At 70.4% G+C, this 20,301-nt stretch carries 19 protein-coding genes and 1 riboswitch; of the genes, 10 read left to right on the top strand and 9 right to left on the bottom strand.

Annotated features, from left to right (window positions below):
• Positions 1-90 precede the first annotated feature (90 nt).
• Together ABT053_RS41900 and ABT053_RS41895 are read right to left on the bottom strand one after the other, a co-directional pair.
• Entirely contained in the window at positions 91-414 is a 324-nt protein-coding gene (locus ABT053_RS41900) for a DMT family transporter (RefSeq protein ID WP_350977451.1), read from the bottom strand.
• A 19-nt stretch (positions 415-433) separates the two neighbouring features.
• A riboswitch (guanidine-III (ykkC-III) riboswitch) is annotated at positions 434-500 on the bottom strand.
• Between the two features lie 20 nt (positions 501-520).
• Complete coding sequence (locus ABT053_RS41895; protein WP_350977449.1) at positions 521-1,306, bottom strand: class I SAM-dependent methyltransferase; 786 nt, start codon at positions 1,304-1,306, stop codon at positions 521-523.
• Between the two features lie 180 nt (positions 1,307-1,486).
• On the opposite strand from ABT053_RS41895, the gene ABT053_RS41890 reads away from it, so the two are divergent.
• Complete coding sequence (locus ABT053_RS41890) at positions 1,487-3,316, top strand: acyl-CoA dehydrogenase (RefSeq protein ID WP_350977446.1); 1,830 nt, start codon at positions 1,487-1,489, stop codon at positions 3,314-3,316.
• Between the two features lie 155 nt (positions 3,317-3,471).
• On the opposite strand, the gene ABT053_RS41885 is transcribed toward ABT053_RS41890, so the two are convergent.
• Both ABT053_RS41885 and ABT053_RS41880 read right to left on the bottom strand, forming a co-directional pair.
• Positions 3,472-3,774, bottom strand: a complete 303-nt coding sequence (locus ABT053_RS41885; protein ID WP_350977445.1) for a hypothetical protein — start codon at positions 3,772-3,774, stop codon at positions 3,472-3,474.
• Between the two features lie 5 nt (positions 3,775-3,779).
• Positions 3,780-4,058: a hypothetical protein gene (locus tag ABT053_RS41880; protein ID WP_350977442.1), complete on the bottom strand. Its 279-nt coding sequence runs from the start codon at positions 4,056-4,058 to the stop codon at positions 3,780-3,782.
• A 202-nt stretch (positions 4,059-4,260) separates the two neighbouring features.
• On the opposite strand from ABT053_RS41880, the gene ABT053_RS41875 reads away from it, so the two are divergent.
• The 5 genes from ABT053_RS41875 to ABT053_RS41855 all read left to right on the top strand — a co-directional run bounded on the left by ABT053_RS41875 (position 4,261) and on the right by ABT053_RS41855 (position 8,867).
• A complete protein-coding gene (locus tag ABT053_RS41875; RefSeq protein WP_350977440.1) occupies positions 4,261-5,013 on the top strand; it encodes an NUDIX hydrolase in 753 nt (250 codons plus the stop codon).
• On the top strand, positions 5,010-5,987 hold the full coding sequence (locus ABT053_RS41870) for a lipopolysaccharide kinase InaA family protein (protein WP_350977438.1): 978 nt from the start codon (positions 5,010-5,012) through the stop codon (positions 5,985-5,987). The genes ABT053_RS41875 and ABT053_RS41870 overlap by 4 nt, the downstream gene beginning before the upstream one ends.
• Positions 5,988-6,039: 52 nt before the next feature.
• Positions 6,040-6,996 carry a hypothetical protein gene (locus ABT053_RS41865; protein WP_350977436.1) on the top strand — a complete coding sequence of 319 codons (957 nt, stop codon included), beginning with the start codon at positions 6,040-6,042 and terminating at the stop codon, positions 6,994-6,996.
• 379 nt (positions 6,997-7,375) lie between these two features.
• A complete protein-coding gene (locus tag ABT053_RS41860) occupies positions 7,376-8,590 on the top strand; it encodes an adenylosuccinate synthetase (protein WP_350977433.1) in 1,215 nt (404 codons plus the stop codon).
• Positions 8,591-8,642: 52 nt separating this feature from the next.
• On the top strand, positions 8,643-8,867 hold the full coding sequence (locus ABT053_RS41855) for a DUF6458 family protein (RefSeq protein WP_350977431.1): 225 nt from the start codon (positions 8,643-8,645) through the stop codon (positions 8,865-8,867).
• 15 nt (positions 8,868-8,882) lie between these two features.
• Here ABT053_RS41855 and ABT053_RS41850 read toward each other — a convergent pair whose 3' ends face one another.
• The 5 genes from ABT053_RS41850 to pdhA form a co-directional block, all read right to left on the bottom strand.
• Positions 8,883-9,176, bottom strand: a complete 294-nt coding sequence (locus tag ABT053_RS41850) for a Dabb family protein (RefSeq protein WP_350977430.1) — start codon at positions 9,174-9,176, stop codon at positions 8,883-8,885.
• A gap of 202 nt (positions 9,177-9,378) precedes the next feature.
• Complete coding sequence (locus tag ABT053_RS41845) at positions 9,379-11,121, bottom strand: ABC transporter ATP-binding protein (RefSeq protein ID WP_350977428.1); 1,743 nt, start codon at positions 11,119-11,121, stop codon at positions 9,379-9,381.
• A gap of 798 nt (positions 11,122-11,919) precedes the next feature.
• Positions 11,920-13,380 (bottom strand): dihydrolipoamide acetyltransferase family protein, encoded by a 1,461-nt coding sequence (locus ABT053_RS41840; RefSeq protein ID WP_350977426.1) that lies wholly within the window; start codon positions 13,378-13,380, stop codon positions 11,920-11,922.
• A 13-nt stretch (positions 13,381-13,393) separates the two neighbouring features.
• The gene (locus tag ABT053_RS41835) at positions 13,394-14,371 is read right to left on the bottom strand and encodes an alpha-ketoacid dehydrogenase subunit beta (protein ID WP_350977423.1); all 978 of its coding nucleotides are present in this window, start codon (positions 14,369-14,371) and stop codon (positions 13,394-13,396) included.
• The gene (gene pdhA / locus ABT053_RS41830) at positions 14,368-15,459 is read right to left on the bottom strand and encodes a pyruvate dehydrogenase (acetyl-transferring) E1 component subunit alpha (RefSeq protein WP_350977421.1); all 1,092 of its coding nucleotides are present in this window, start codon (positions 15,457-15,459) and stop codon (positions 14,368-14,370) included. Before pdhA ends, ABT053_RS41835 begins: the two co-directional genes overlap by 4 nt.
• 532 nt (positions 15,460-15,991) lie before the next feature.
• On the opposite strand from pdhA, the gene purS reads away from it, so the two are divergent.
• From purS to purL, 4 genes are all read left to right on the top strand, one after another.
• On the top strand, positions 15,992-16,237 hold the full coding sequence (purS, locus tag ABT053_RS41825; protein ID WP_329087025.1) for a phosphoribosylformylglycinamidine synthase subunit PurS: 246 nt from the start codon (positions 15,992-15,994) through the stop codon (positions 16,235-16,237).
• Positions 16,238-16,379: 142 nt separating this feature from the next.
• The gene (locus tag ABT053_RS41820; RefSeq protein WP_350977420.1) at positions 16,380-16,847 is read left to right on the top strand and encodes an ATP-binding protein; all 468 of its coding nucleotides are present in this window, start codon (positions 16,380-16,382) and stop codon (positions 16,845-16,847) included.
• 418 nt (positions 16,848-17,265) lie between these two features.
• The gene (gene purQ, locus ABT053_RS41815) at positions 17,266-17,949 is read left to right on the top strand and encodes a phosphoribosylformylglycinamidine synthase subunit PurQ (protein ID WP_350977417.1); all 684 of its coding nucleotides are present in this window, start codon (positions 17,266-17,268) and stop codon (positions 17,947-17,949) included.
• On the top strand, positions 17,946-20,201 hold the full coding sequence (purL, locus tag ABT053_RS41810; protein ID WP_350977415.1) for a phosphoribosylformylglycinamidine synthase subunit PurL: 2,256 nt from the start codon (positions 17,946-17,948) through the stop codon (positions 20,199-20,201). The genes purQ and purL overlap by 4 nt, the downstream gene beginning before the upstream one ends.
• The last annotated feature ends 100 nt before the right edge of the window (positions 20,202-20,301 follow it).

Below are 20,301 nucleotides of genomic sequence, written 5' to 3'. Positions count from 1 at the left end.
CAAGCTGGTTTCGGGCGAGCCGTTCCAGGATCCGCAGGTCACACCGCCGGACGCACCCCGTACGGCCCGCCGAAACCTCCGGGCGGACGGTCAGTGGCCGCCTCCGGCGAGGTTGAGCCCGACGACGCCCGCGATGATGAGCAGGATCGACGCGATCTTGAGGATCGACGCGTTCTCGCCGAGGACGACGATACCGAGCGCGGCGGTGCCGACGGCTCCGATGCCGGTCCAGACGGCGTAGGCCGTACCGACCTCCAGAGTTTTCAGGCCCATGGCGAGCAGGCCGAAACTGAGCACGCCGAAGACCGCGAAACCGACGCTCGGCAGCACCTCGGAGAATCCGTCGCTCAGCTTGAGCGAGTACGCCATCGCTACCTCGAACAGACCGGCGACCAGAATGAAGACCCAGGCCATGACAGCTCCTCCTTGATCAGGAGCGTCGTCTTTGCCTACCGGGTACGGCGCGTCTCGTCCGGGAACGTCTCTTCTGAGCGTTCTACCGACTGGAACGGCCCGGATATCACTTTGATTCCCACCAGATCGTGAACCACCGGTCGCGGGGCACCGGCCACATGTCCAGCTCGACCACCGCCGCGATGACCTCGTCGGCCCGTTCCTGGCCGAGGCAGAGCCTGCGGCAGGCGCTCTCGGCGAGGTCGCCCAGCCGGGTGAAGCGGGGCAGCGGGGCCAGCCGCCACTCGTGGCGCACCTCGTGGCCGAGCGCCTCGGCGATGGCGACCACGTCGTGGGCCGTGGGCCCATCGGGGCGGGTGATGCCGTGGAAGTGCTGCCAGAGGGGGTTGAGCCAGCTCATCGGATGGCGGCCGGTGAGCTCCAGGACGACCCGGGCACGGGCGTGGCGGGTGAGCTCGGTGAGGAACTCCGCCAGTTGGGGCACGTCGTAGACGACGTGGGCGGAGACCGCGACGTCCGCGACCGGCGTCCGGTCCGCGACGTCGGGCCAGCGGCCATTCACGACCCGGGCGGGGATGCCGAGCGCGGCGGCCCTGGAGGTCAGCTCGGCGAGCATGGCGTCGGAGGGGTCGACCGCGATCAGCTCCCCCAGGCCCCGGCCCAGCGGCAGGGAGGCCGCTCCGGTCCCGGCGCCGACGTCCAGCACGCTCCCGCCTGACGGGAGGGCCTCGGCGATCCGCGCCAGGGTCGGCCCCTCGGGAACCGCGAGGGCGAGGTCGGTGCGCTCGGCGAACCGCGCCGGGGAGTGCCCCCAGGGATTCACCGGCGCCCTGGCCGCGATCTCCTCGGGGATGCCCCACCTCCCGAGGTCGGCCCGCCACTGCTCGTCCATGGGACGAGCCTAGGAGAGCTTTCCCCGGTCGTCGATCGACCTCGCTGGAGCGTCCGCGGGCCGTATGACGAACATCCCGGTAGAGGTTGTTTTCTGGGGGTTACTCGCGGGTAGCATTACGGGTAAAGTTACTGGCGAGTATGGACAGTCCCGGATCCCCGGTTTCAAGGAGCAGACCCCATGGGCCACTACAAGAGCAACGTCCGTGACCTGGAGTTCAACCTCTTCGAGGTCTTCGGGCGCCGGGACATCCTGGGCACCGGCCTCTACGCCGATCTGGACGAGGACGTCGTGCGGAGCGTCCTTGAGGAGGTCAACCGTCTCGCCACGGGCGTGCTCGCCGACTCCTTCGAGGAGGGCGACCGCACCCCGCCGGTGTTCGACCCCGCCACCGGTTCGGTGACGATGCCTGAGGGCTTCAAGAAGTCCTTCTCCGCCTACCGCGACGCGGGCTGGACCAACCTCGGCCTTCCCACCGAGATGGGCGGGCCCGGCCTGCCGAGCAGCGTGAGCTGGGCCCTGGCCGAGCTGGTGCTCGGCTCCAACCCGGCCGTCTGGATGTACTCCAGCGGCCCGGCGTTCGCCCACATCCTCCACATGATCGGCACCGAGGACCAGCGGCGCTACGCCGAGCTGGCCATCGAGCGGCAGTGGGGCGCGACCATGGTGCTCACCGAGCCGGACGCCGGCTCCGACGTGGGCGCGGGCCGCGCGAAGGCCGTCAGGCAGGACGACGGCACCTGGCACATCGAGGGCGTGAAGCGCTTCATCACCAGCGCCGAGCACGACCTGTCCGACAACATCTTCCACCTGGTACTGGCCCGCCCCGAGGGACACGGCGTCGGCACCAAGGGCCTGTCGATGTTCCTGGTCTCGAAGTACCACGTGGACCTGGAGACCGGCGAGCTCGGCGAGCGCAACGGCGTCTACGTCACCAACGTCGAGAAGAAGATGGGCCTCAAGGTCTCCACGACCTGCGAGGTCACCTTCGGCGGCGAGCACCCGGCCGTGGGCACGCTGATCGGCGAGGTGCACGAGGGCATCAAGCAGATGTTCATGATCATCGAGCACGCCCGGATGATGGTCGGCTCGAAGGCGATCGCCACGCTCTCCACCGGCTACCTCAACGCCCTCGCCTACGCCAAGCAGCGGGTGCAGGGCGCCGACCTCACCCAGATGGCCGACAAGTCGGCCCCCCGCGTGACGATCACCCACCACCCGGACGTACGCCGGGAGCTGATGCTCCAGAAGTCGTACGCCGAGGGTATGCGGGCCCTGGTCATGCTCACCGCCACCTACCAGGACGACGTGCTGATCGCCGGGCACGAGGGCCGCAGGGACGAGCACGCCGAGGCGATGAACGACCTGCTGCTGCCGCTGGTCAAGGGCGTCGGGTCCGAGCGCTCGTACGAGCTGCTGGCCCGCTCGCTGCAGACCCTGGGCGGCTCCGGCTACCTGCAGGACTACCCGATCGAGCAGTACATCAGGGACGCGAAGATCGACTCCCTCTACGAGGGCACCACCGCGATCCAGGGCATGGACCTGTTCTTCCGCAAGGTCCTGCGCAACCAGGGGGCCGCCCTCGGCTCGCTGTACGCCGACGTGAAGGCCTTCTCCGCCTCCGAGGCGGGCAACGGGCGGCTGAAGGAGGGGCGCAAGCTCCTGGGCGAGGCCGCCGACGACGTCAAGGCCATGGCCGACACCATGGCGGGCTGGGCGATCGGCTCGCTGGAGACCCCGCAGGAGGTCTACAAGGTCGGCCTGAACACCACCCGGTTCCTGCTCGCCCTGGGCGACCTGGTGATCGGCTGGCTGCTGCTGCGCCAGGCCGAGGTGGCCCTGGCCGCGCTGGGCTCGGCCACCGGGGGGAGCGACCACGCCTTCTACACCGGCAAGGTCTCCGCGGCCGCGTTCTTCGCCCAGACCGTGCTGCCCCGCATCGCCGCCGAGCGCCGCACGCTCGACGCCACCGACCAGGACCTGATGGAACTGCCCGAAGAGGCCTTCTGACCCTTTCCGACCTTTCGGCCCTTTCAGACCTTTGACCCGGCCCGGGTCGCGCCGACCCGGGTGAGAAGACCACCTGCTCCCGCGGCAGGCACGATGAGGGACCGGCCCCGTTCTCACGGGGCCGGTCCCTCATCCGTTTCCCACGACCGGAAGGGTCAGGAGGCGCGCCTGTGCTGGTACTCGGTGACCGCCGCCATGATCACACTGATCGGGACCACGGCCTCCTGCCCGGCGAGCGCCGCCTCCACCCACTCCCTGATGAGCGCGGTGGGTTTCACGCCGCGCTCCTGCGCCCGCGCGCGGACCTGGTCCATCACGGGTTTCGGCAGCCGCAGCGAGGTGACGATCATCACCTCGTCGGCGGGCACCGGCTCACGCGGAACCGCACGCTCCAGTTCCGCCGTCGTGTCGTGCTCGTCGTAATAGTCGGCCAGATCGTCGATTCCGTCTCGCGTCATGGTCATCACCTCGCCTTCCGGGCGAACAGCCGCTTCTCATTGGCGATCATGTCCCGCGCGGTGGCCACGTACCAGGCACCCGACTCGGCGACGCTCTCCACCAGGACGACGAGCAGGTGTCGCCCGGCATCCGTCACACCGTAGACGAGCGTGCTGCCTTCTCGGCCTGCCGCCTCCCAGTGAGGACGGGTGAGCACCACCTGCTCCACCTCCCCTGGCGTGACACCGTGCCGCGCGATGTGCTCCTCGGACCGCTCGGTCCAGTGAATGGTTCGATACCCCACGCAGCTTAACGTAATACGTTCGCATTACAAAGGATGGGCGAACCGTCGGTTTTCCCGTCATCGAAAAGCCTGGTCAGAGACGACCCCTCGGCAACGCGGCCGCCCGGAGTGCGACGAAGGAGGATGGATCGCCGCAAAGTCATTGACAGCGGCACACTGTTATTCTCATACTGAGATTGTCTCAAGTTGAGAAGGACATGTGATGGATGAATCCGAGTTCCTGGCCGGATACGACCCGCGGGCATATCCGGCGGTCGCGGTGACGGTCGACGTGGTGGCGCTCACCATTCGCGGGGGCGGGTTGCGCGTTCTGCTGATCAGGCGGGCCGAGCAACCCTATGCGGGGCTGTGGGCGCTGCCCGGGGGGTTCATCCGGCCGGAGGAGGACCTGCCGCAGGCCGCGGCGCGGGAGCTGGCCGAGGAGACGGGACTGTCCGGGCCGGCCGGGCCGTCGGGCCGGATCCACATCGAGCAGCTCGCCAGTTACGGGGCGCCCGAGCGTGATCCCCGGATGAGGATCGTCTCGGTCTCCTATCTGGCGTTCGCCCCCGACCTGCCCGACCCGCGGGCGGGCTCGGACGCGGCCGACGCCTCCTGGCACTCGGTCGACAAGCTGCCCGAGCTCGCGTTCGACCACGACCGCATCCTGGCGCACGGGCTGGAGCGGGCGCGCGGCAAGCTGGAGTACACCCCGCTGGCCACCGCGTTCGCCGGTGAGACGTTCACGATCTCCGAGTTGCGCGGCGTCTACGAGACGGTCTGGGGCGTGCCGCTGCACGCGGGCAACTTCCACCGCAAGATCCTGTCGGTGCCCGGCTTCGTGGAGAGCACCGGCGAGAGCACCGAGAGCGGCGGGGCGAGGGGCGGGCCGCGGGCCAAGCTCTACCGGGCCGGCGACGCCCGGCTCCTGCACCCCGCCCTGTTGCGACCGGCCAGGGAGGAGCAGATCAGATGACCACCACGGCCGAGGCGATCGCGCTGGTGACCGCCGCCCGCACGCCCGAGGACCTGTTCGGCGGGGACTTCCCGCACCGCACGTACCGGAGGCTGGCGAGGCTGCTCCACCCCGACCTCGCGCCGGGAGCGGAGGCCGCCGAGGCGTTCGGCCGGCTGGCGGTGCTGTGGGCGGCCCGCGACGGGGCCTCGGGAGCCCCGGAGCGGGCCAAGGAGACGGTGATCACCACCAGGCGGGGCACCTACCGGATCGGGGGCGTCTTCCGGCGGGGCGCGTCGGCCGTGCTCTACGAGAGCGGCACCGACACGCTGCTCAAGCTTCCGCGCAGCCACGCGGACAACGACCTCATGCGACGCGAGGCGGAGTCCCTGGAGACGATCGCGCGTGACGGCGACCCGCTGCTCCTGCCGTACGTGCCCCGGCTGGTGGAGTCGTTCCGGCACCGCTCGGAGGGGGTCGAGCGGCAGGCCAACGTGATCAGCCGGGTGCCGGACGGGTTCCTGAGCCTGGACGAGGTCCGGCGGCGGCGGCCGGTGCTCGACGTGCGCGACGCGGCGTGGATCTGGCGGCGGCTGCTGGTGGCGGTCGGCGCGGCCCACCGGGCGGGGGTCGTGCACGGCGCGGTGTTCGGGCAGCACGTCCTGGTCCACCCGATCGACCACGGCCTGGTGCTCGTCGACTGGAGCCAGTCGGTCCCGCTCGGCACCCCGGTCACCGCCCTCGTGGCCAGGCACCGCGACGACTACCCGCCCTCGGTCCTGGCCAGGAAGCCCGCCACCCCGGCCACCGACATCCACCTCGCCACCCGCTGCGTGGCCGCCCTCATGGGCGACCCCGTGCCCGCCCCGGTCAGGAACTTCGTCCGGGGCAGCCTGCTCAGCCCGCCGAACGACGCCTGGCGGCTGCTGGGAGAGCTCGACGACCTGCTCGACGACCTGTACGGGCCGAGAAAGTACCGGCCGCTCCATCTCTGACCCTCGTAACGACCTCATAGCACGTTGCACCCCTGATCCGAGGAGATCATCCGTGGGAAGCGGAAACTGGTCCACCGACGTCTACTCCGCCGCCGCGAGCTACCGCGCGGCGAAGGGTTCGAGCGCCTTCGCCTACAGCGACAGCGGCGCACGCTCCGCTCACCCCGACCTTGACCCGCACGGAGTGGCGCTCCGCGAGAGCCGTGACTCCGCCGAGCACCCCAACTCCCTGGCCGTGGCCGTCCTGTTCGACGTGACCGGCTCGATGGGCGGGGTGCCCCGCACCCTCCAGACCAAGCTGCCCGACCTGCTCGGCCTGCTGCTCCGCAAGGGGTACGCCACCGACCCGCAGATCCTCTTCGGCGCGATCGGCGACGCCACCTGCGACCGGGCCCCGCTGCAGGTCGGCCAGTTCGAGTCCGACAACCGGATGGACGAGCACCTGGGCAAGATCCTGCTGGAGGGCGGGGGCGGCGGCCAGATGACCGAGTCGTACGAGCTGGCGATGTACTTCATGGCCCGGCACACCTCGATCGACTGTTTCGAGAAGCGGGGCCGCCGGGGCTACCTGTTCATCATCGGCGACGAGCTGCCCTACCCGTACGTCAGGCGGCGCGAGGTCGAGAAGGTCGTCGGCGAGCGTCCCCAGGAGGACATCCCGACCAAGGACATGGTCGCCGAGCTGACCAGGATCTACGACGTCTACTACATCCTCCCCGCCGGGGCGAGCCACGCCGGGGACGGCCGGGTGCTGGCCGCCTGGCGCGAGCTGCTCGGCCAGAACGTGCTGGAGCTGGACGACCTCGACGCGGTCTGCGAGACCATCGCGCTCACCGTGGGCCTCGGCGAGGACGCCATCGACCTGCGGGAAGGGCTCGACGACCTCGACGAGCTCGGCTCGAACGCCGGAACCGCCGTGGGCAAGGCCCTCGCCAAGCTCGACCGGGGCACCCTCGTGGTGGCCGACGGGCTCGACCTGGGCGGCGACAGCGGCGTGATGCGGCTCTGAAGACCTCCCCGCCGTAGCGGCGGCCACCGCGAAAGCGGCGGGGAGTGCCACCACGAAGGGAGACGGTCCCTCCCCGGCGGGGACGACAGCCCGCCGGGGAGGGACTTCTGGTGAAGGGACTTCAGAGGGGCCTCTCAGGGAGAGCTTCTCGGGGTGAGCTTCTCGGAGTGAGCTTCTCGGGGAGGGACCTCTCGGGGTGAGCTTCTCGGGGAGGGACCTCTCGGGGTGAGCCTTTCGGGGTGAGACCTCTCGGAGAGAGACCTCTCGGGGTGGGAGCGAGAACGCTCTGCCCGTGGGGGACCCCGGCGGGGGGACCGGCGAGGAACGGCTCGCCGGGGAGAAAGGGAAGAGGAGGAGACGAGGGTGAACAGGTGGACGTATGCGTGAGCACATGATCGTGACCGACCTCGGGTACGGCGACGCGGGGAAGGGCACCGTCGTCGACTGGCTCTGCGCCCGCGAGTCCGTCCAGGCGGTCGTCAGGTTCAACGGGGGCGGGCAGGCGGCGCACAACGTCGTCCTGCCCGACGGGAGGCAGCACACGTTCGCGCAGTTCGGGTCGGGCACGTTCAGGGGCGTGCCGACCCATCTGTCCAGGTTCATGGTGGTGGATCCGCTGTCGCTGGCCAAGGAGGCCGACCACCTGGCCAAGCTGGGGGTCCCCGACCCGTTCTGCCTGCTCACCGTGGACCGGGACGCCCTGCTCGCCACGCCGTACCACATGGCGGCGGGGCGGGCCAGGGAGCTGGCGCGGGGGGCGGACCGGCACGGGTCGTGCGGGATGGGCGTCGGCGAGACCATGGCCTACGCCCTGGAGAACCCCGGCCTCGCGCCGGTCGTGGGCGACTGCGCGGAGCCGGTCCGGCTCGCCCGCAAGCTGCGCGCGCTCCGCGAGGCCCTGGGGGTGACCGGACCGCCCGTGGAGGACTGCGTCGACGCCTACCGGGCGTTCGCCGAGCGGGTGATCCTGGTCAGCTCCTCGTTCGTGACCGCGCTGCTGCGCAGGCGGCCCGTGGTCTTCGAGGGGGCGCAGGGCGTGCTGCTCGACGAGTGGCACGGCTTCCACCCGTACACCACCTGGAGCACGACGACCTTCGCCAACGCGCTGGAGCTGCTCGACGGGGTGCCCGCCACGCGGCTGGGCGTGCTGCGGACCTACACCCCTCGGCACGGCCCGGGACCGCTGGTCACCGAGGACCCGGCGCTCGCGCTGCCCGAGGCCCACAACGGGACCGGCCCCTGGCAGGGGCCCTTCCGCACCGGCCACTTCGACGCGGTGGCCCACCGCTACGCGCTGGCGGTCTCCGGCGGGGCCGACGCGCTCGCGCTCACCCACCTGGACGCGCCGGTGTCGCGGATGTGCGTGTCGTACGACATCGGCGAGCTTCCGGTGGGCACGGCGGGCGACCTGGACGGGCAGGCCGGGCTGACGGAGCGGCTGCGGGAGGCCGGGCCGCGCTACGCCGACGGGATCGACGACTGGCCCGCGGCGGTGGCGGAGGCCCTCGGAGTGCCGGTGTGGCTGGGCTCGTCGGGGCCCACCGCCGCGGACAAGGTCCTTCTCTCTGGTGTGATCACGCCAGAGAGGGTATGACCAAATCCAGACTGTCTCTTTGCCTGGCGAACAGCCTTACCCGGAGGAACTCATGGGTGTCGGGGTCAGCATCTTCTTTCTCACGCTCGGCGCCATCCTCCGCTTCGCCATCGATCCCGACGTCCTCGGCGAGGCCGTGCACATCGACGTGATCGGCCTGATCTTCATGATCGTCGGTGCCGTCGGGATCGTGCTGAGCATCGTGATGGCCCCCAAGCGCGGGCACACGTCCGAGGACCGCCTGATGCACCGCGAGAACCAGCCGCCGGAGGTCTGAGCCGCGACCGCCGCCTCAGACCTCGAACTGCGCCGCCGCCCGCGAGGCCACGATCGGCTTGATGTGGTCGGCGATCGCGGCCTGGTGCAGCGGGTGGTCGCGGTAGACGACGAAGTCCTCGGCGCTGTCGAAGTCCGCGACGACGGCGAACTGGTAGTTGCCCGGGTTCACGCCCGCGTCGGGGCCGAGGGTGTAGGAACGGATCTCCGTGATCGCCGCGGGCAGCTTGCCGAGCTCCTCGGCGACCCTGGCCCGCTGCTCCTCGGTGGACTCTTCCTTCCAGGTGAACAGCACGACATGCCGGAACATGATCTTCCCTTCGTTCGGGTGCCCCAGGCGTCCTGAGTGCCCGGCCAGCGTACGGCCAGGCGTGCCGGGACCCGGCGGCGGCCCGGCCCGCCGCGTCCGGGCGCCCTCCCGGCTGCTTTCCGGTGGCTTTCCGGCGGCTTTCCGGCGGCTTTCCGGCGTCACGGAAGGGGGCCGGCCCGTCGTCTCGTACGGGAGTCCGCTCTCAGGCCGGGCGCAGCGCGGACCCGCGGCCCTTGGCGGACTTGATCCTTATCTGGCTGGAGCGTCTCGGCACGGCTTCGAGCACGATCTTGTGGGCCGCCTCGGGGATGAAGCGGAGGTCGTGGGTGATCAGGATGGTGGTGCGCCCGGCCATCAGCCGCTTGAGCGGTTCCATGATCCGTGCCGCGGTGGGCGCGTCGAGGCCCGTCATCGGCTCGTCGAGGACGAGCACGGGCGCGTCGCGCAGGATGGCCCTGGCGATGGCGATCCGCTGGCGCTGCCCGCCCGACATCAGCCGGCCGCGCTGCCCGATCGGCGTGTCGTACCCGAGGGGAAGCGCGGTGACGAAGTCGTGGACGTCCGCCATCACGGCGGCCCTGACGACGGCGTCCGGGTCCGCGCCGGGGCTCCCGTAGGCGATGTTCTCGCGTACGGTCCCGGAGAAGAGCAGGTTCTCCTGCTGCAGGATGGTGATGTTGTCACGCAGCGACTCGCGCGACAGCTCGCGGATGTCCGTCCCGTCGAGGAGGACGTGCCCGGCCGTGGGGTCGTAGAAGCGCAGCAGGAGTTTCGCGATCGTGGACTTGCCCACGCCGCTGGGGCCGGTGCACACGACCAGCTCGCCCGGCTCGACGGCGAAGGACAGGTCCCGCAGGGTGGGCCTCCTCCTGTTCGGGTAGGTGAAGCCGACCCCCTGGAACTCGATGTGGCCTCGTCCGCGTCCCATGTGGACGGCGTCGTCGCGGTCGGTGACGGTCGGCCGGGTCGCCAGGATCTCGATGACGCGGTCGGAGCCCGCCGCGGCCTCGGAGACGGTGAGGGCGATCTGCCCCAGGCTCTGCACCGCCGGGTAGAGGTAGGCGAGGTAGGCGGCGAAGGCGAGCAGGCCGCCGATGGTGAGGCGCCCCGAGGAGATCTCCCACGCGCCGAACCCGAGGATGGTGATCAGGCAGATGGTCTCGATGACCTGCACGACGGGCCCGTACAGGGAGGAGAGCCACGCCTGCGCCACATTGGCCCGCATCCAGGTGCCGCCCTCGGTGTGCAGCCGCTCCGCCTCGGTGCCCTGGCGGTTGTAGGACTGGACGAGCGACTGGTTGGACAGGCCCTCCTCGATGACGCTGTTCATGATCCCGTTGCTGAGCCGCTCGCGCGCCGAGACGGTCCTGAACCTGCTCGCGAAGGCCTTGGCGACCAGCAGGAAGGCCGGGACCAGCAGGAACGTCAGCAGCGCCAGGTCCCACCTGATGTAGAAGGCGGCACCGGCGAAGAAGACGACGCTGACGAGCGTGGTGAAGAGCTTGACCAGGCCGGAGCCGATGAGTTCCTCGATGGCCTCGATGTCGTCGGTGAGCCTGGCCATCAGGTCGCCCAGGCGGCGGTTGTCGAAGAAGTCGGGCGTGAGCGTCTGGATGTGCTCGAACACCCTGTCGCGCAGCCGCAGCAGGAACCGCTCGCCGCCGAGGGCGGTGAGGTAGGAGCCCACGAAGGAGACCAGCCCCGCGGTCGCCGCGAGACCCAGCCAGGCGGCGGCCGGGAGCCAGAAGGCCCCCAGGTTCTGCTTGCTGAGGACCTCGTCCGTGATGTGGCCGAACAGGCCGATCGCGGCGACCTCGCAGACGGCCGCGACGATGGCGAGCGTGCCACCGGCCACGAGCAGGTGGCGGAGGCCGCGGGTGTACGGCCAGAATTCCCGGAAGGTCCTGCGGATGGAGACAGTCGGCGCCGTCGGGGGACGGCGCACCGCTGCCCTCGTCCCGTGGGGCGAGAGCGATTCTGAGAATGAGAGCCGACGGTTGACCCGCCGGCTCTCATTTGTTTCCGCTAGCACCGGATCTGGCTTACCACCACCACCCGCCGCCTCCGCCGCATCCACAGCGGCGACGGCGCCGGCAGCATCCCCAGCCGCCTCCCCAGTCCAAGAGTCGGCCGGTCGGGAAGAGCTGCTTGAAAGTCATGGCTTCCCCCTTCGTGCTGAGCTTGTCGCGCTTACCAACCACGACACTAGCACCCATACCCTGACAAATCACCAAATTCGGCGCGCATTAAAGATGTTTTAACAAGCCATTCGGAGAAGCCATAAAACGTATCGCGAGTAAAGGCTTATGCAACTTCTATGTCTCGTCCCGCATCCTCGCCTGAGCTGGGGATACTCACCTTAAAGCTTGATCCACAGGAGGCAAAAAGGGGTTTCCCGTTACCGCCCGAGCAGCGGCCGGTACGGCGTCCCGGCGGCCGGTCGGGACCGCTCGACACCCTCGACTGTTTTCCCTTCGCGGCAATTGACACGCGAAACCATGAAATGTCGGGCAGGTAATCCGGGGTATATCGGAAGGTCTCCCCTTTCCCCACCTTCCCGGCGGGTACGGAAGGGGAGGCGCCGGAAGTTCGGCCGGGAAAGGCCCTTCGGGGGACCGTCACCCGTACGCGAGCCGTCCACGGGAGCGAAAGGCCGTCCGCTTTCCCGTCATCCGTGGGAACCCCCGCGAACCGTCACGGGTCCGCCCCCTCCTTGAGGGGGCGGACCCGTGGGTGCCGGGGGTCAGCCCCAGGCGAGCATGCGGAGCGGGTCCTCCAGCATGGCGCCGACGTCGCGGAGGAACAGCGAGCCCAGCTCCCCGTCCACCACCCGGTGGTCGAACGAGAGGGCGAGCGTGCAGACCCTGCGCGGCACGATCTGCCCGTCCACCACCCACGGCAGGTCCCTGACCTGGCCGAACGCCAGGATCGCGGACTCGCCCGGATTGAGGATCGGGGTGCCCGCGTCCACCCCGAAGACGCCCACGTTGGTGATCGTGATCGTGCCCCCCGCCATGTCGGCGGGCTGGGTACGGCCCGCCCTCGCGGTCTCGGCTAGGGCCCCGAGGGCACCGGCCAGGCCGGGCAGCGACAGGCGGTGGGCGTCCTTGACGTTGGGGACGAGCAGGCCTCGGGGGGTGGCCGCGGCGATCCCCAGGTTGACGCGGTGCTTGACCACGATCTCCTGGCGGGCCTCGTCCCAGACAGAGTTGATCATCGGGTAGCGGCGGGCGGCGACGAGCACCGCCTTGGCGACCATGAGCAGCGGGGAGACCTTGACCCCCTCGAAGTCGGGCAGCCCGCGGAGGCGCTGGACCGCCTCCATGGTGGCCGTCACGTCCACCTGGAGGAACTCCGTCACGTGCGGCGCGGTGAACGCGGACGCGACCATGGCCTGCGCGGTCGCCTTCCGGACCCCCTTAACCGGGATCCGCTCCTCGTCCTCGCCCTCCCACGCCACGGCCGCTCCCCTCGGCCGGGCGGGCGCGGCCTGGACGTCGTTCCCCGGGGCGGGGGCGGCGAGCGCGGCCTGGACGTCGTCCCTGGTGATCGACCCGTGCGGGCCGGTCCCCAGGAGGGAGGCCAGGTCGACCCCCAGGTCCTTGGCGAGCTTCCGCACCGGGGGCTTCGCCAGAACCGCGACCCTCTCCGGCGACAAGGCCGCGGACGTGGGCGAGGTCGTGGACGAGGCGGACGGGGCCGTGGCCGCTTCGGGGACCCGCGTCGCGGGCGCGCCGGGAGAAGCACCGGACACGCCGGATGTACCAGGCGCACCGGCCGTACCGGACACCCCTGCGGGGGAGGACGGTTTGCGGGGGCGGCGCTTGGCCGCGCCCGGTTTGACGCCGTAGCCCACCAGCACCGGCTGCCGTACCTCGGCCGGAGGGGTCGGCACCATGTCGTCGGCCAGGGCCTCCGTACGGTCCGTCGCCGGATCCGCCGCCGGGGCGGGGGCCGGAGGGCCGCCGGTGCCGTCGTCCACCGCGATGATCGGCCTGCCGACGTCCACGACCTCGCCCTCGTCCGCCATCAGGGCGGCGACCACGCCCTCGAACGGGCTGGGAAGCTCGACGACGGCCTTGGCGGTCTCGATCTCCACGATGATCTGGTTGACCTTGACCGGGTCCCCGGTCTTCACGTGCCAGCGGACGATCTCCGCCTCGGTCAGGCCCTCTCCCACGTCGGGAAGCTTGAACTCCTTCATCTCCAGCCCTTCCTCAGAACGCGAACGCGCGGTCGACGGCGTGCAGGACCCGGTCCAGGTCGGGCAGGTAGTGGTCCTCCAGCCGCGAGGGAGGGTAGGGGGTGGAGGGGCCGCCGGTCCTCAGGACCGGGGCCTCCAGGTTGTAGAAGCACTCCTCGGTGACGCGGGCGGCGATCTCGGCGCCGAAGCCGTTGAAGACCGGCGCCTCGTGCACCACGACGCAGCGCCCGGTCCGGCGCACCGACTCCACGATCCTCGCGGTGTCGAGCGGGTTGAGCGAGCGCAGGTCCACGACCTCCAGGGAGCGGCCGTCGTCCTCGGCCGCCTTCGCGGCCTCCAGGCAGGTCTTCACCATCGGCCCGTACGCGAGCAGGGTGAGGTCCGTCCCCGGCCGCACCACCCTGGCCTCGTCGAAGGGGGTCCAGCCGGTGGAGTCGACGTCCACCTCGGCCTTCTCCCAGTAGCGCCGCTTGGGCTCGAAGAAGATCACCGGGTCGTCGCAGCGGATCGCCTGCTGGACCATCGTGTAGGCGTCGGCCGGGTTGGAGCAGGCCACGACGCGCAGGCCCGCCGTGTGGGTGAAGTAGGCCTCGGGCGACTCGCTGTGGTGCTCCACCGCGCCGATGCCGCCGCCGCACGGGATCCGTACGACGACCGGCAGTCTCAGCTTGCCCAGCGAGCGCAGCGGCATCTTGGCGAGCTGCGTGATGATCTGGTCGGCGGCGGGGAAGACGAACCCGTCGAACTGGATCTCGCAGACCGGCCGGTAGCCGCGCAGCGCCAGGCCGATGGCCGTCCCGACGATGCCCGACTCGGCGAGCGGGGTGTCGATGACCCGCTGCTCGCCGAAGTCCTTCTGCAGGCCGTCCGTCACCCGGAACACCCCGCCGAGCTTGCCGACGTCCTCACCCATGACGAGGACCTTGGGGTCGTCCTCCATGGCCTTGCGCATGCCCTCGTTGAGCGCCTTGGCCATCGTGAGAATGCTCATGCCTCGAACCCCTCCAGGTAGGTGGCGAACTCGGCACGCTCGGCGTCGATCAGGGAGTGCCGCTCGGCGTAGACGTTGTCGAAGATGGCCAGCGGCTCGGGGTCGGGCAGTTCGAGGCAGCGCTTGCGGACGTCCCGTCCCAGCTCGTCGGCCTCGGCGTCGACCGCGTCGAAGAACTCCTGGTCGGCGATCTGGCTCTTGAACATGTAGGCCCTGACCCGCTCGATCGGGTCCTTGAGCTTCCACGCCTCCAGCTCGGCGGCCACCCGGTAGCGGGTCGGGTCGTCGGAGGTGGTGTGGGCGCCCATCCGGTAGGTGAAGGCCTCGATCATCATGGGCCCCTGCCCGGACCTGGCGTCGGCGAGCGCCTTGCGGGTGACGGCCAGGCAGGCGAAGACGTCGTTGCCGTCGACCCGGACGCCGGGGAACCCGAACCCGCTGGCCCTGCGGTACAGCGGGATGCGCGACTGCTTCTCCAGCGGCTCGGAGATGGCCCACTGGTTGTTCTGGCAGAAGAACACCACCGGCGCGTTGAACACCGACGCCCAGATGAACGACTCGTTCACGTCGCCCTGGGAGGTGGCGCCGTCGCCGAAGTAGACGATGCTGGCGGCCTCGGCGCCGTCACGCTGGATGCCCATGGCGTAGCCGACCGCGTGCAGGGTCTGGCTGCCGATCACGATGGTGTAGAGGTGGAAGTTGTGCTCGGCGGGGTCCCAGCCTCCGTGGTTGACGCCCCGGAACAGGCCGAGGAGGTTGACCGGGTCGACCCCCCTGCACCAGGCCACGCCGTGCTCGCGGTAGGTCGGGAACGCCATGTCGGCCTCGGTCAGCGCCCGGCCGGAGCCGATCTGCGCGGCCTCCTGCCCGAGCAGCGAGGCCCAGAGACCCAGCTCGCCCTGGCGTTGCAGGGCCACGGCCTCCAGGTCGACGCGGCGGACCATGACCAGGTCCCGGTAGAGCCCGCGGATCTCCTCGGGCGTCAGGTCTATGTCGTAGTCGGGGTGCTCGACCCGTTCTCCTTCGGGGGTCAGCAGCTGGATGAGCTCCGGAGGTGCTTCCGCACCACGAGAGGCGTCGGCTGTCACGTGCCGCTCCTGTGTGCTCGGGGCCGTCTGGATGGGTTCTCCACCGTGGTCCGGCCGATTCGCGACGCGTTCGACCCGTCTGGTGGTGGTTCGCCCGCGCTTGTGGCCATCGTGGCAGAGGTCACATACATGTGCGCAAGACCTGCCTCGGCGTCCATATGCTCCCCGTTCCCCCCGCGTTCCCTTTCACCCGCCCGTTTCGTCCGCGCGGCGGGACGCCCCACCCCGGGCCCCCTCGCGCGTACGACGGGGATCCGGCTCCTGATCTCCTCGCGTACGACTTCTCGCGTACGGATCTCCTCGCGTACGACTTCTCGCGTACGGCGCGGATCCGGTTCGTGACCTCCTCGCGTACGGCGCTCCTGTCATCTTCGCGCGTACGACGCGGGTCCGGCTCCCTCGCCCCCTTTTCGCACGCACGGCCGGGGCTTCTCGCCCGCCGGGCCCGGATCCGGCCCCCGCGCCGGAGCGCGGCCGGAGCCCGTTACTCTTGAGGCGCCGGACCGTCCCCGTCTCAACCAGGAGGAACACCGTGGCGCGCGTCATCGTCGACGTCATGCTGAAGCCCGAGATTCTCGACGCGCAGGGGCAGGCGATCGCCCGCGCACTGCCGCGGCTCGGCTTCTCCGGGGTCTCAGCGGTACGGCAGGGCAAGCGGTTCGAGGTGGAGCTCGAAGGGCCCGCCGACGAGGCGGCACTTGCGGACGTCCGAAAAATGGCCGAGACCCTGCTCGCCAACACGGTGATCGAGGACTACACCGTCACCGTCGAGTCCTAGGCCGTCACCCCTCGCCGAACAACCGCCCAGATCCAGCTATATCCGGCTATGTGGGCGGAGCAATCCCACGGCTTGACCACCAGTCAATAACATTACGGTTATTTTGCGGTTAGCCCGGATTCTGCAGGGAAGCCTTCACGAGGTGACATCTGACCCCGGGAGGAAACCGGTGGACATGGAGTTCTCGCTGGCTCTGCCGCGACAGGCCGTCGGTATTCCGATGGTCCGCAGGGCGCTCGGTGACTCCCTGCACTCGCTCGGAGTCACGGAGGAGTGCGTCGCCGACATCCTGCTGGCGGTGACCGAGGCGTGCGCCAACGCCGTGCGGCACGGGGGTCCGGCCAACCGCTACGAGGTCGAGACCGCCATCGGCCACGACCGCTGCGACGTCCGCATCATCGACCGGGGCCAGGGCCTCGTCCGGGTGCCCGAGCACTATCCGCCGACCGACGCCGAGAACGGCAGGGGCCTGCTCATCATGCAGGCCGTGGTGGACGAGATCTCCTTCGACATCACCCCCGGCCGGGGCACCGTCGTGCACCTGCGCAAGCACCTCGACTGGGACGACGACGCCGCCTACTCCCGCGGCCGGGTGCTGGCCGCCGTATAAAGCCTTACGAAGCCTTACGAAGCCGTACAAAACCGCGTGACCCTGGAAACCCCGGCAGACGGGGGTGGAAAGCGCCGTCCGGAGCGGTGACGCACCCGATGAGCGACCCTGCCGTCGCGCCCCTGCCGATCCTGGCCGCCCTTCCCGGCGGCCCCACCGGCCCCACCGGCCTCGGTGATCCCTTTTCGCGACCCTTCCGGCCCCCGCGCGGACGAGACCTCGTACCCCGTGCCGGACTCGGGGCGCTCGCCTCCGTACGCGCCCGGACCGGTGCCCGCTGAGCTGTGCGATCGGACACTCCGCGCACTCCGCGCCTGACCGCTCGCCGGGAGCGGATAGCCTGGGAGCACCGCCGCAGACCGACGTCCGAGTGTGTGAGACGCCGGCGCGGCGCTCGTGTGTGGAGGGGAACGCTGTCATGAGTGCTGCCCGCGTGGGCGTGGTCACTTTTCCCGGAACTCTTGACGATCAGGACGCGGCTCGCGCCGTGCGCCACGCGGGTGGCGAAGCCGTCCCGCTGTGGCACGCGGACCCCGATCTCAAGGGGGTGGACGCGGTCTTCCTGCCGGGAGGGTTCTCCTACGGAGACTACCTGCGCTGCGGGGCCATCTCCAGGTTCGCGCCGCTGATGGAGGAGCTGATCCCCGCCGCCGGAGCCGGGCTGCCGGTGCTCGGCACCTGCAACGGCTTCCAGATCCTCTGCGAGGCCCACCTGCTGCCCGGGGCGCTGATGCGCAACGCCGGGCTGCACTACATCTGCCGCGACCAGGGCATCCGGGTCGAGACCTCCGCCACCCCCTGGACCTCCGACTTCACCGAGGGCCAGGAGATCGTGCTGCCGGTCAAGCACGGCGAGGGCCGCTACGTCGCCGACGAGGCGACCCTGAGCGCGCTGGAGGCGGGCGGCCAGGTCGTCTTCCGGTACGTGGGCGGCAACCCCAACGGCTCCCTGAACGACATCGCGGGCATCCGCAACGAGGCCGGGAACGTCGTCGGCCTCATGCCGCACCCCGAGCACGCCGTCGAGGACCTCACCGGCGCCCCGGGCACGGACGGGCGCGCCTTCTTCTCCTCGATCCTGAAGAAGCTGGTGAACGCATGAGTCTCGACACCGTCAAGCGGGCCGAGGACACCCCCGACGAGCGCCAGCCGTACGCCGAGCTGGGCATGAAGATCGACGAGTACGAGCGGGTCCGCGAGATCCTCGGCCGCCGGCCCACCGGCTCCGAGCTGGCCATCTACAGCGTCATGTGGAGCGAGCACTGCTCCTACAAGTCGTCCAAGGTGCACCTGCGGCAGTTCGGCACCAAGGCCCCCGAGTCGGCGGCGCTGCTCGTCGGCATGGGGGAGAACGCCGGGGTCGTCGACATCGGCGACGGCTGGGCCGCCACCTTCAAGATCGAGTCGCACAACCACCCGTCCTACGTCGAGCCCCACCAGGGCGCGGCGACCGGGGTCGGCGGCATCGTCCGCGACATCATGTCGATGGGCGCCCGGCCGATCGCGGTGATGGACGCGCTCCGCTTCGGCGCGGCCGACGCCCACGACACCCGGCGGGTGCTGCCCGGCGTTGTCGAGGGCATCAGCCACTACGGCAACTGCCTGGGGCTGCCCAACATCGGCGGCGAGGTCGTCTTCGACCCCTGCTACATCGGCAACCCGCTGGTCAACGCCCTGTGCGTGGGCCTGCTGCGCAAGGACCAGATCAAGCTCGCGGTGGCCCCGGGACCGGGCAACAAGGTCGTCCTGTTCGGCGCCCTCACCGGCCCCGACGGCATCGGCGGCGCCTCCGTGCTCGCCTCGGCCACCTTCGAGGACGAGTCGCAGGCCAAGCGTCCCAGCGTCCAGGTCGGCGACCCCTTCATGGAGAAGCTGCTGATCGAGTGCTGCCTGGAGCTGTACCAGGCGGACGTGGTCGTCGGCATCCAGGACCTCGGCGCCGCGGGGGTCTCCTGCGCGACCACCGAGCTCGCGGCCAAGGGCACCGGCGGCATGGACGTCAGGCTCGACCTCGTCCCGCTGCGCGATCCGTCGCTGCGGCCCGAGGAGATCCTGATGAGCGAGTCGCAGGAGCGCATGATGGCGGTCGTCACCCCCGACGACATCGACGCCTTCATGGCGATCTGCGCGAAGTGGGACATCCCCGCGACCGTGATCGGCGAGGTCACCGACTCCAACCGCCTCGTGATGACCTGGCACGGCGAGACCATCGTCGACATCCCGCCGGGCACCGCGGCCGACGAGGGCCCGGTCTACGAGCGGCCGTTCCACGAGCCCGCCGGCCAGGTCGCGCTGAACGGCGACGACCCCGGCCGCCTCGACCGCCCCGCCGACCTGCGCGCGGCGCTGCTGGAGCTCCTCGGCTCGCCGAACCTGGCGTCCAAGGAGTGGGTCACCTCCCAGTACGACCGCTACGTCCGCGGCAACACCGTGCTGGCCCAGCCCGCCGACGCGGGCGTGCTGCGCGTCAGCGAGGCCATGCCCGGCGCCGAGGAGACGACCAGGGGAATCGCGCTGGCCACCGACGGCAACGGCCGCTACGCCCGCCTCGACCCGTACACGGGGGCCCAGCTCGCCCTCGCCGAGGCGTACCGGAACGTGGCCGTGACCGGCGCGACGCCGCTCGCGGTGACCAACTGCCTCAACTTCGGCTCTCCCGAGGACCCCGAGGTCATGTGGCAGTTCGCCGAGGCCGTGCGCGGCCTCGCCGACGCCTGCAGGACCCTCGGTGTCCCGGTGACCGGCGGCAACGTCTCGTTCTACAACCAGACGGGATCCGTCCCGATCCACCCGACGCCGGTCGTCGGCGTGCTGGGCGTCATCGACGACGTGGCCACGCGCGTACGGACCGGCTTCACCGGCGACGGCGACAGGATCGTCCTGCTCGGCGAGACCGAGGAGGAGTTCGGCGGCTCGGAGTGGGCGCACGTGGCCCACGGCCACCTCGGCGGCCTGCCGCCCGCGGCGCGGCTGGAGTCGGAGCGCGACCTGGCCCTCGTGCTGGCCGAGGCCGCCTCGCGGGGGCTGCTGACCGGTTCGCACGACCTGTCGGACGGCGGGCTCGCCATCGCCCTCGCCGAGGCCTGCATCGCCCAGGGCGTCGGGTGCGAGGTCTCCCTGACGGGCGACGACGCGTTCGTCGACCTGTTCAGCGAGTCGTCGGCCCGCGCGCTGGTGACCGTCGCGCCGGAGTCGTTCGACGCCTTCGCGGAGCTGTGCGCGGCCCGCGAGGTGCCCTGCTACGGCCTGGGCACCACCGGCGGTGACTCCCTGAACGTGGCGGGCGTCCTGGACATCCCGGTCACCGAGCTCAGGGAGACCCACACGACCACCCTGCCGGGCATCTTCGGCTGACCGTCTCCCGGATGAGGCGTTTTTGTGGGCCAGGCCCCTCACCGTCATCTGACGGTGTTGGGCCTGGCCGGGGGGTTATGTTAGAACGGTCGGGGCCGGG

Source organism: Streptosporangium sp. NPDC002524, from assembly GCF_040295985.1.
In the GTDB taxonomy this organism is placed as follows: domain Bacteria; phylum Actinomycetota; class Actinomycetes; order Streptosporangiales; family Streptosporangiaceae; genus Streptosporangium.
This window is presented reverse-complemented; position numbering and strand designations above follow the sequence as displayed.

Coding starts and splice junctions, on each gene's coding strand:
- ABT053_RS41900 (WP_350977451.1), bottom strand. CDS start 414: ATGGCCTGGGTCTTCATTCTGGTCGCCGGTCTGTTCGAGGTAGCGATG.
- ABT053_RS41895 (WP_350977449.1), bottom strand. CDS start 1,306: ATGGACGAGCAGTGGCGGGCCGACCTCGGGAGGTGGGGCATCCCCGAG.
- ABT053_RS41890 (WP_350977446.1), top strand. CDS start 1,487: ATGGGCCACTACAAGAGCAACGTCCGTGACCTGGAGTTCAACCTCTTC.
- ABT053_RS41885 (WP_350977445.1), bottom strand. CDS start 3,774: ATGACGCGAGACGGAATCGACGATCTGGCCGACTATTACGACGAGCAC.
- ABT053_RS41875 (WP_350977440.1), top strand. CDS start 4,261: ATGGATGAATCCGAGTTCCTGGCCGGATACGACCCGCGGGCATATCCG.
- ABT053_RS41870 (WP_350977438.1), top strand. CDS start 5,010: ATGACCACCACGGCCGAGGCGATCGCGCTGGTGACCGCCGCCCGCACG.
- ABT053_RS41860 (WP_350977433.1), top strand. CDS start 7,376: ATGCGTGAGCACATGATCGTGACCGACCTCGGGTACGGCGACGCGGGG.
- ABT053_RS41855 (WP_350977431.1), top strand. CDS start 8,643: ATGGGTGTCGGGGTCAGCATCTTCTTTCTCACGCTCGGCGCCATCCTC.
- ABT053_RS41850 (WP_350977430.1), bottom strand. CDS start 9,176: ATGTTCCGGCATGTCGTGCTGTTCACCTGGAAGGAAGAGTCCACCGAG.
- ABT053_RS41840 (WP_350977426.1), bottom strand. CDS start 13,380: ATGAAGGAGTTCAAGCTTCCCGACGTGGGAGAGGGCCTGACCGAGGCG.
- ABT053_RS41835 (WP_350977423.1), bottom strand. CDS start 14,371: ATGAGCATTCTCACGATGGCCAAGGCGCTCAACGAGGGCATGCGCAAG.
- purQ (WP_350977417.1), top strand. CDS start 17,266: ATGAGTGCTGCCCGCGTGGGCGTGGTCACTTTTCCCGGAACTCTTGAC.
- purL (WP_350977415.1), top strand. CDS start 17,946: ATGAGTCTCGACACCGTCAAGCGGGCCGAGGACACCCCCGACGAGCGC.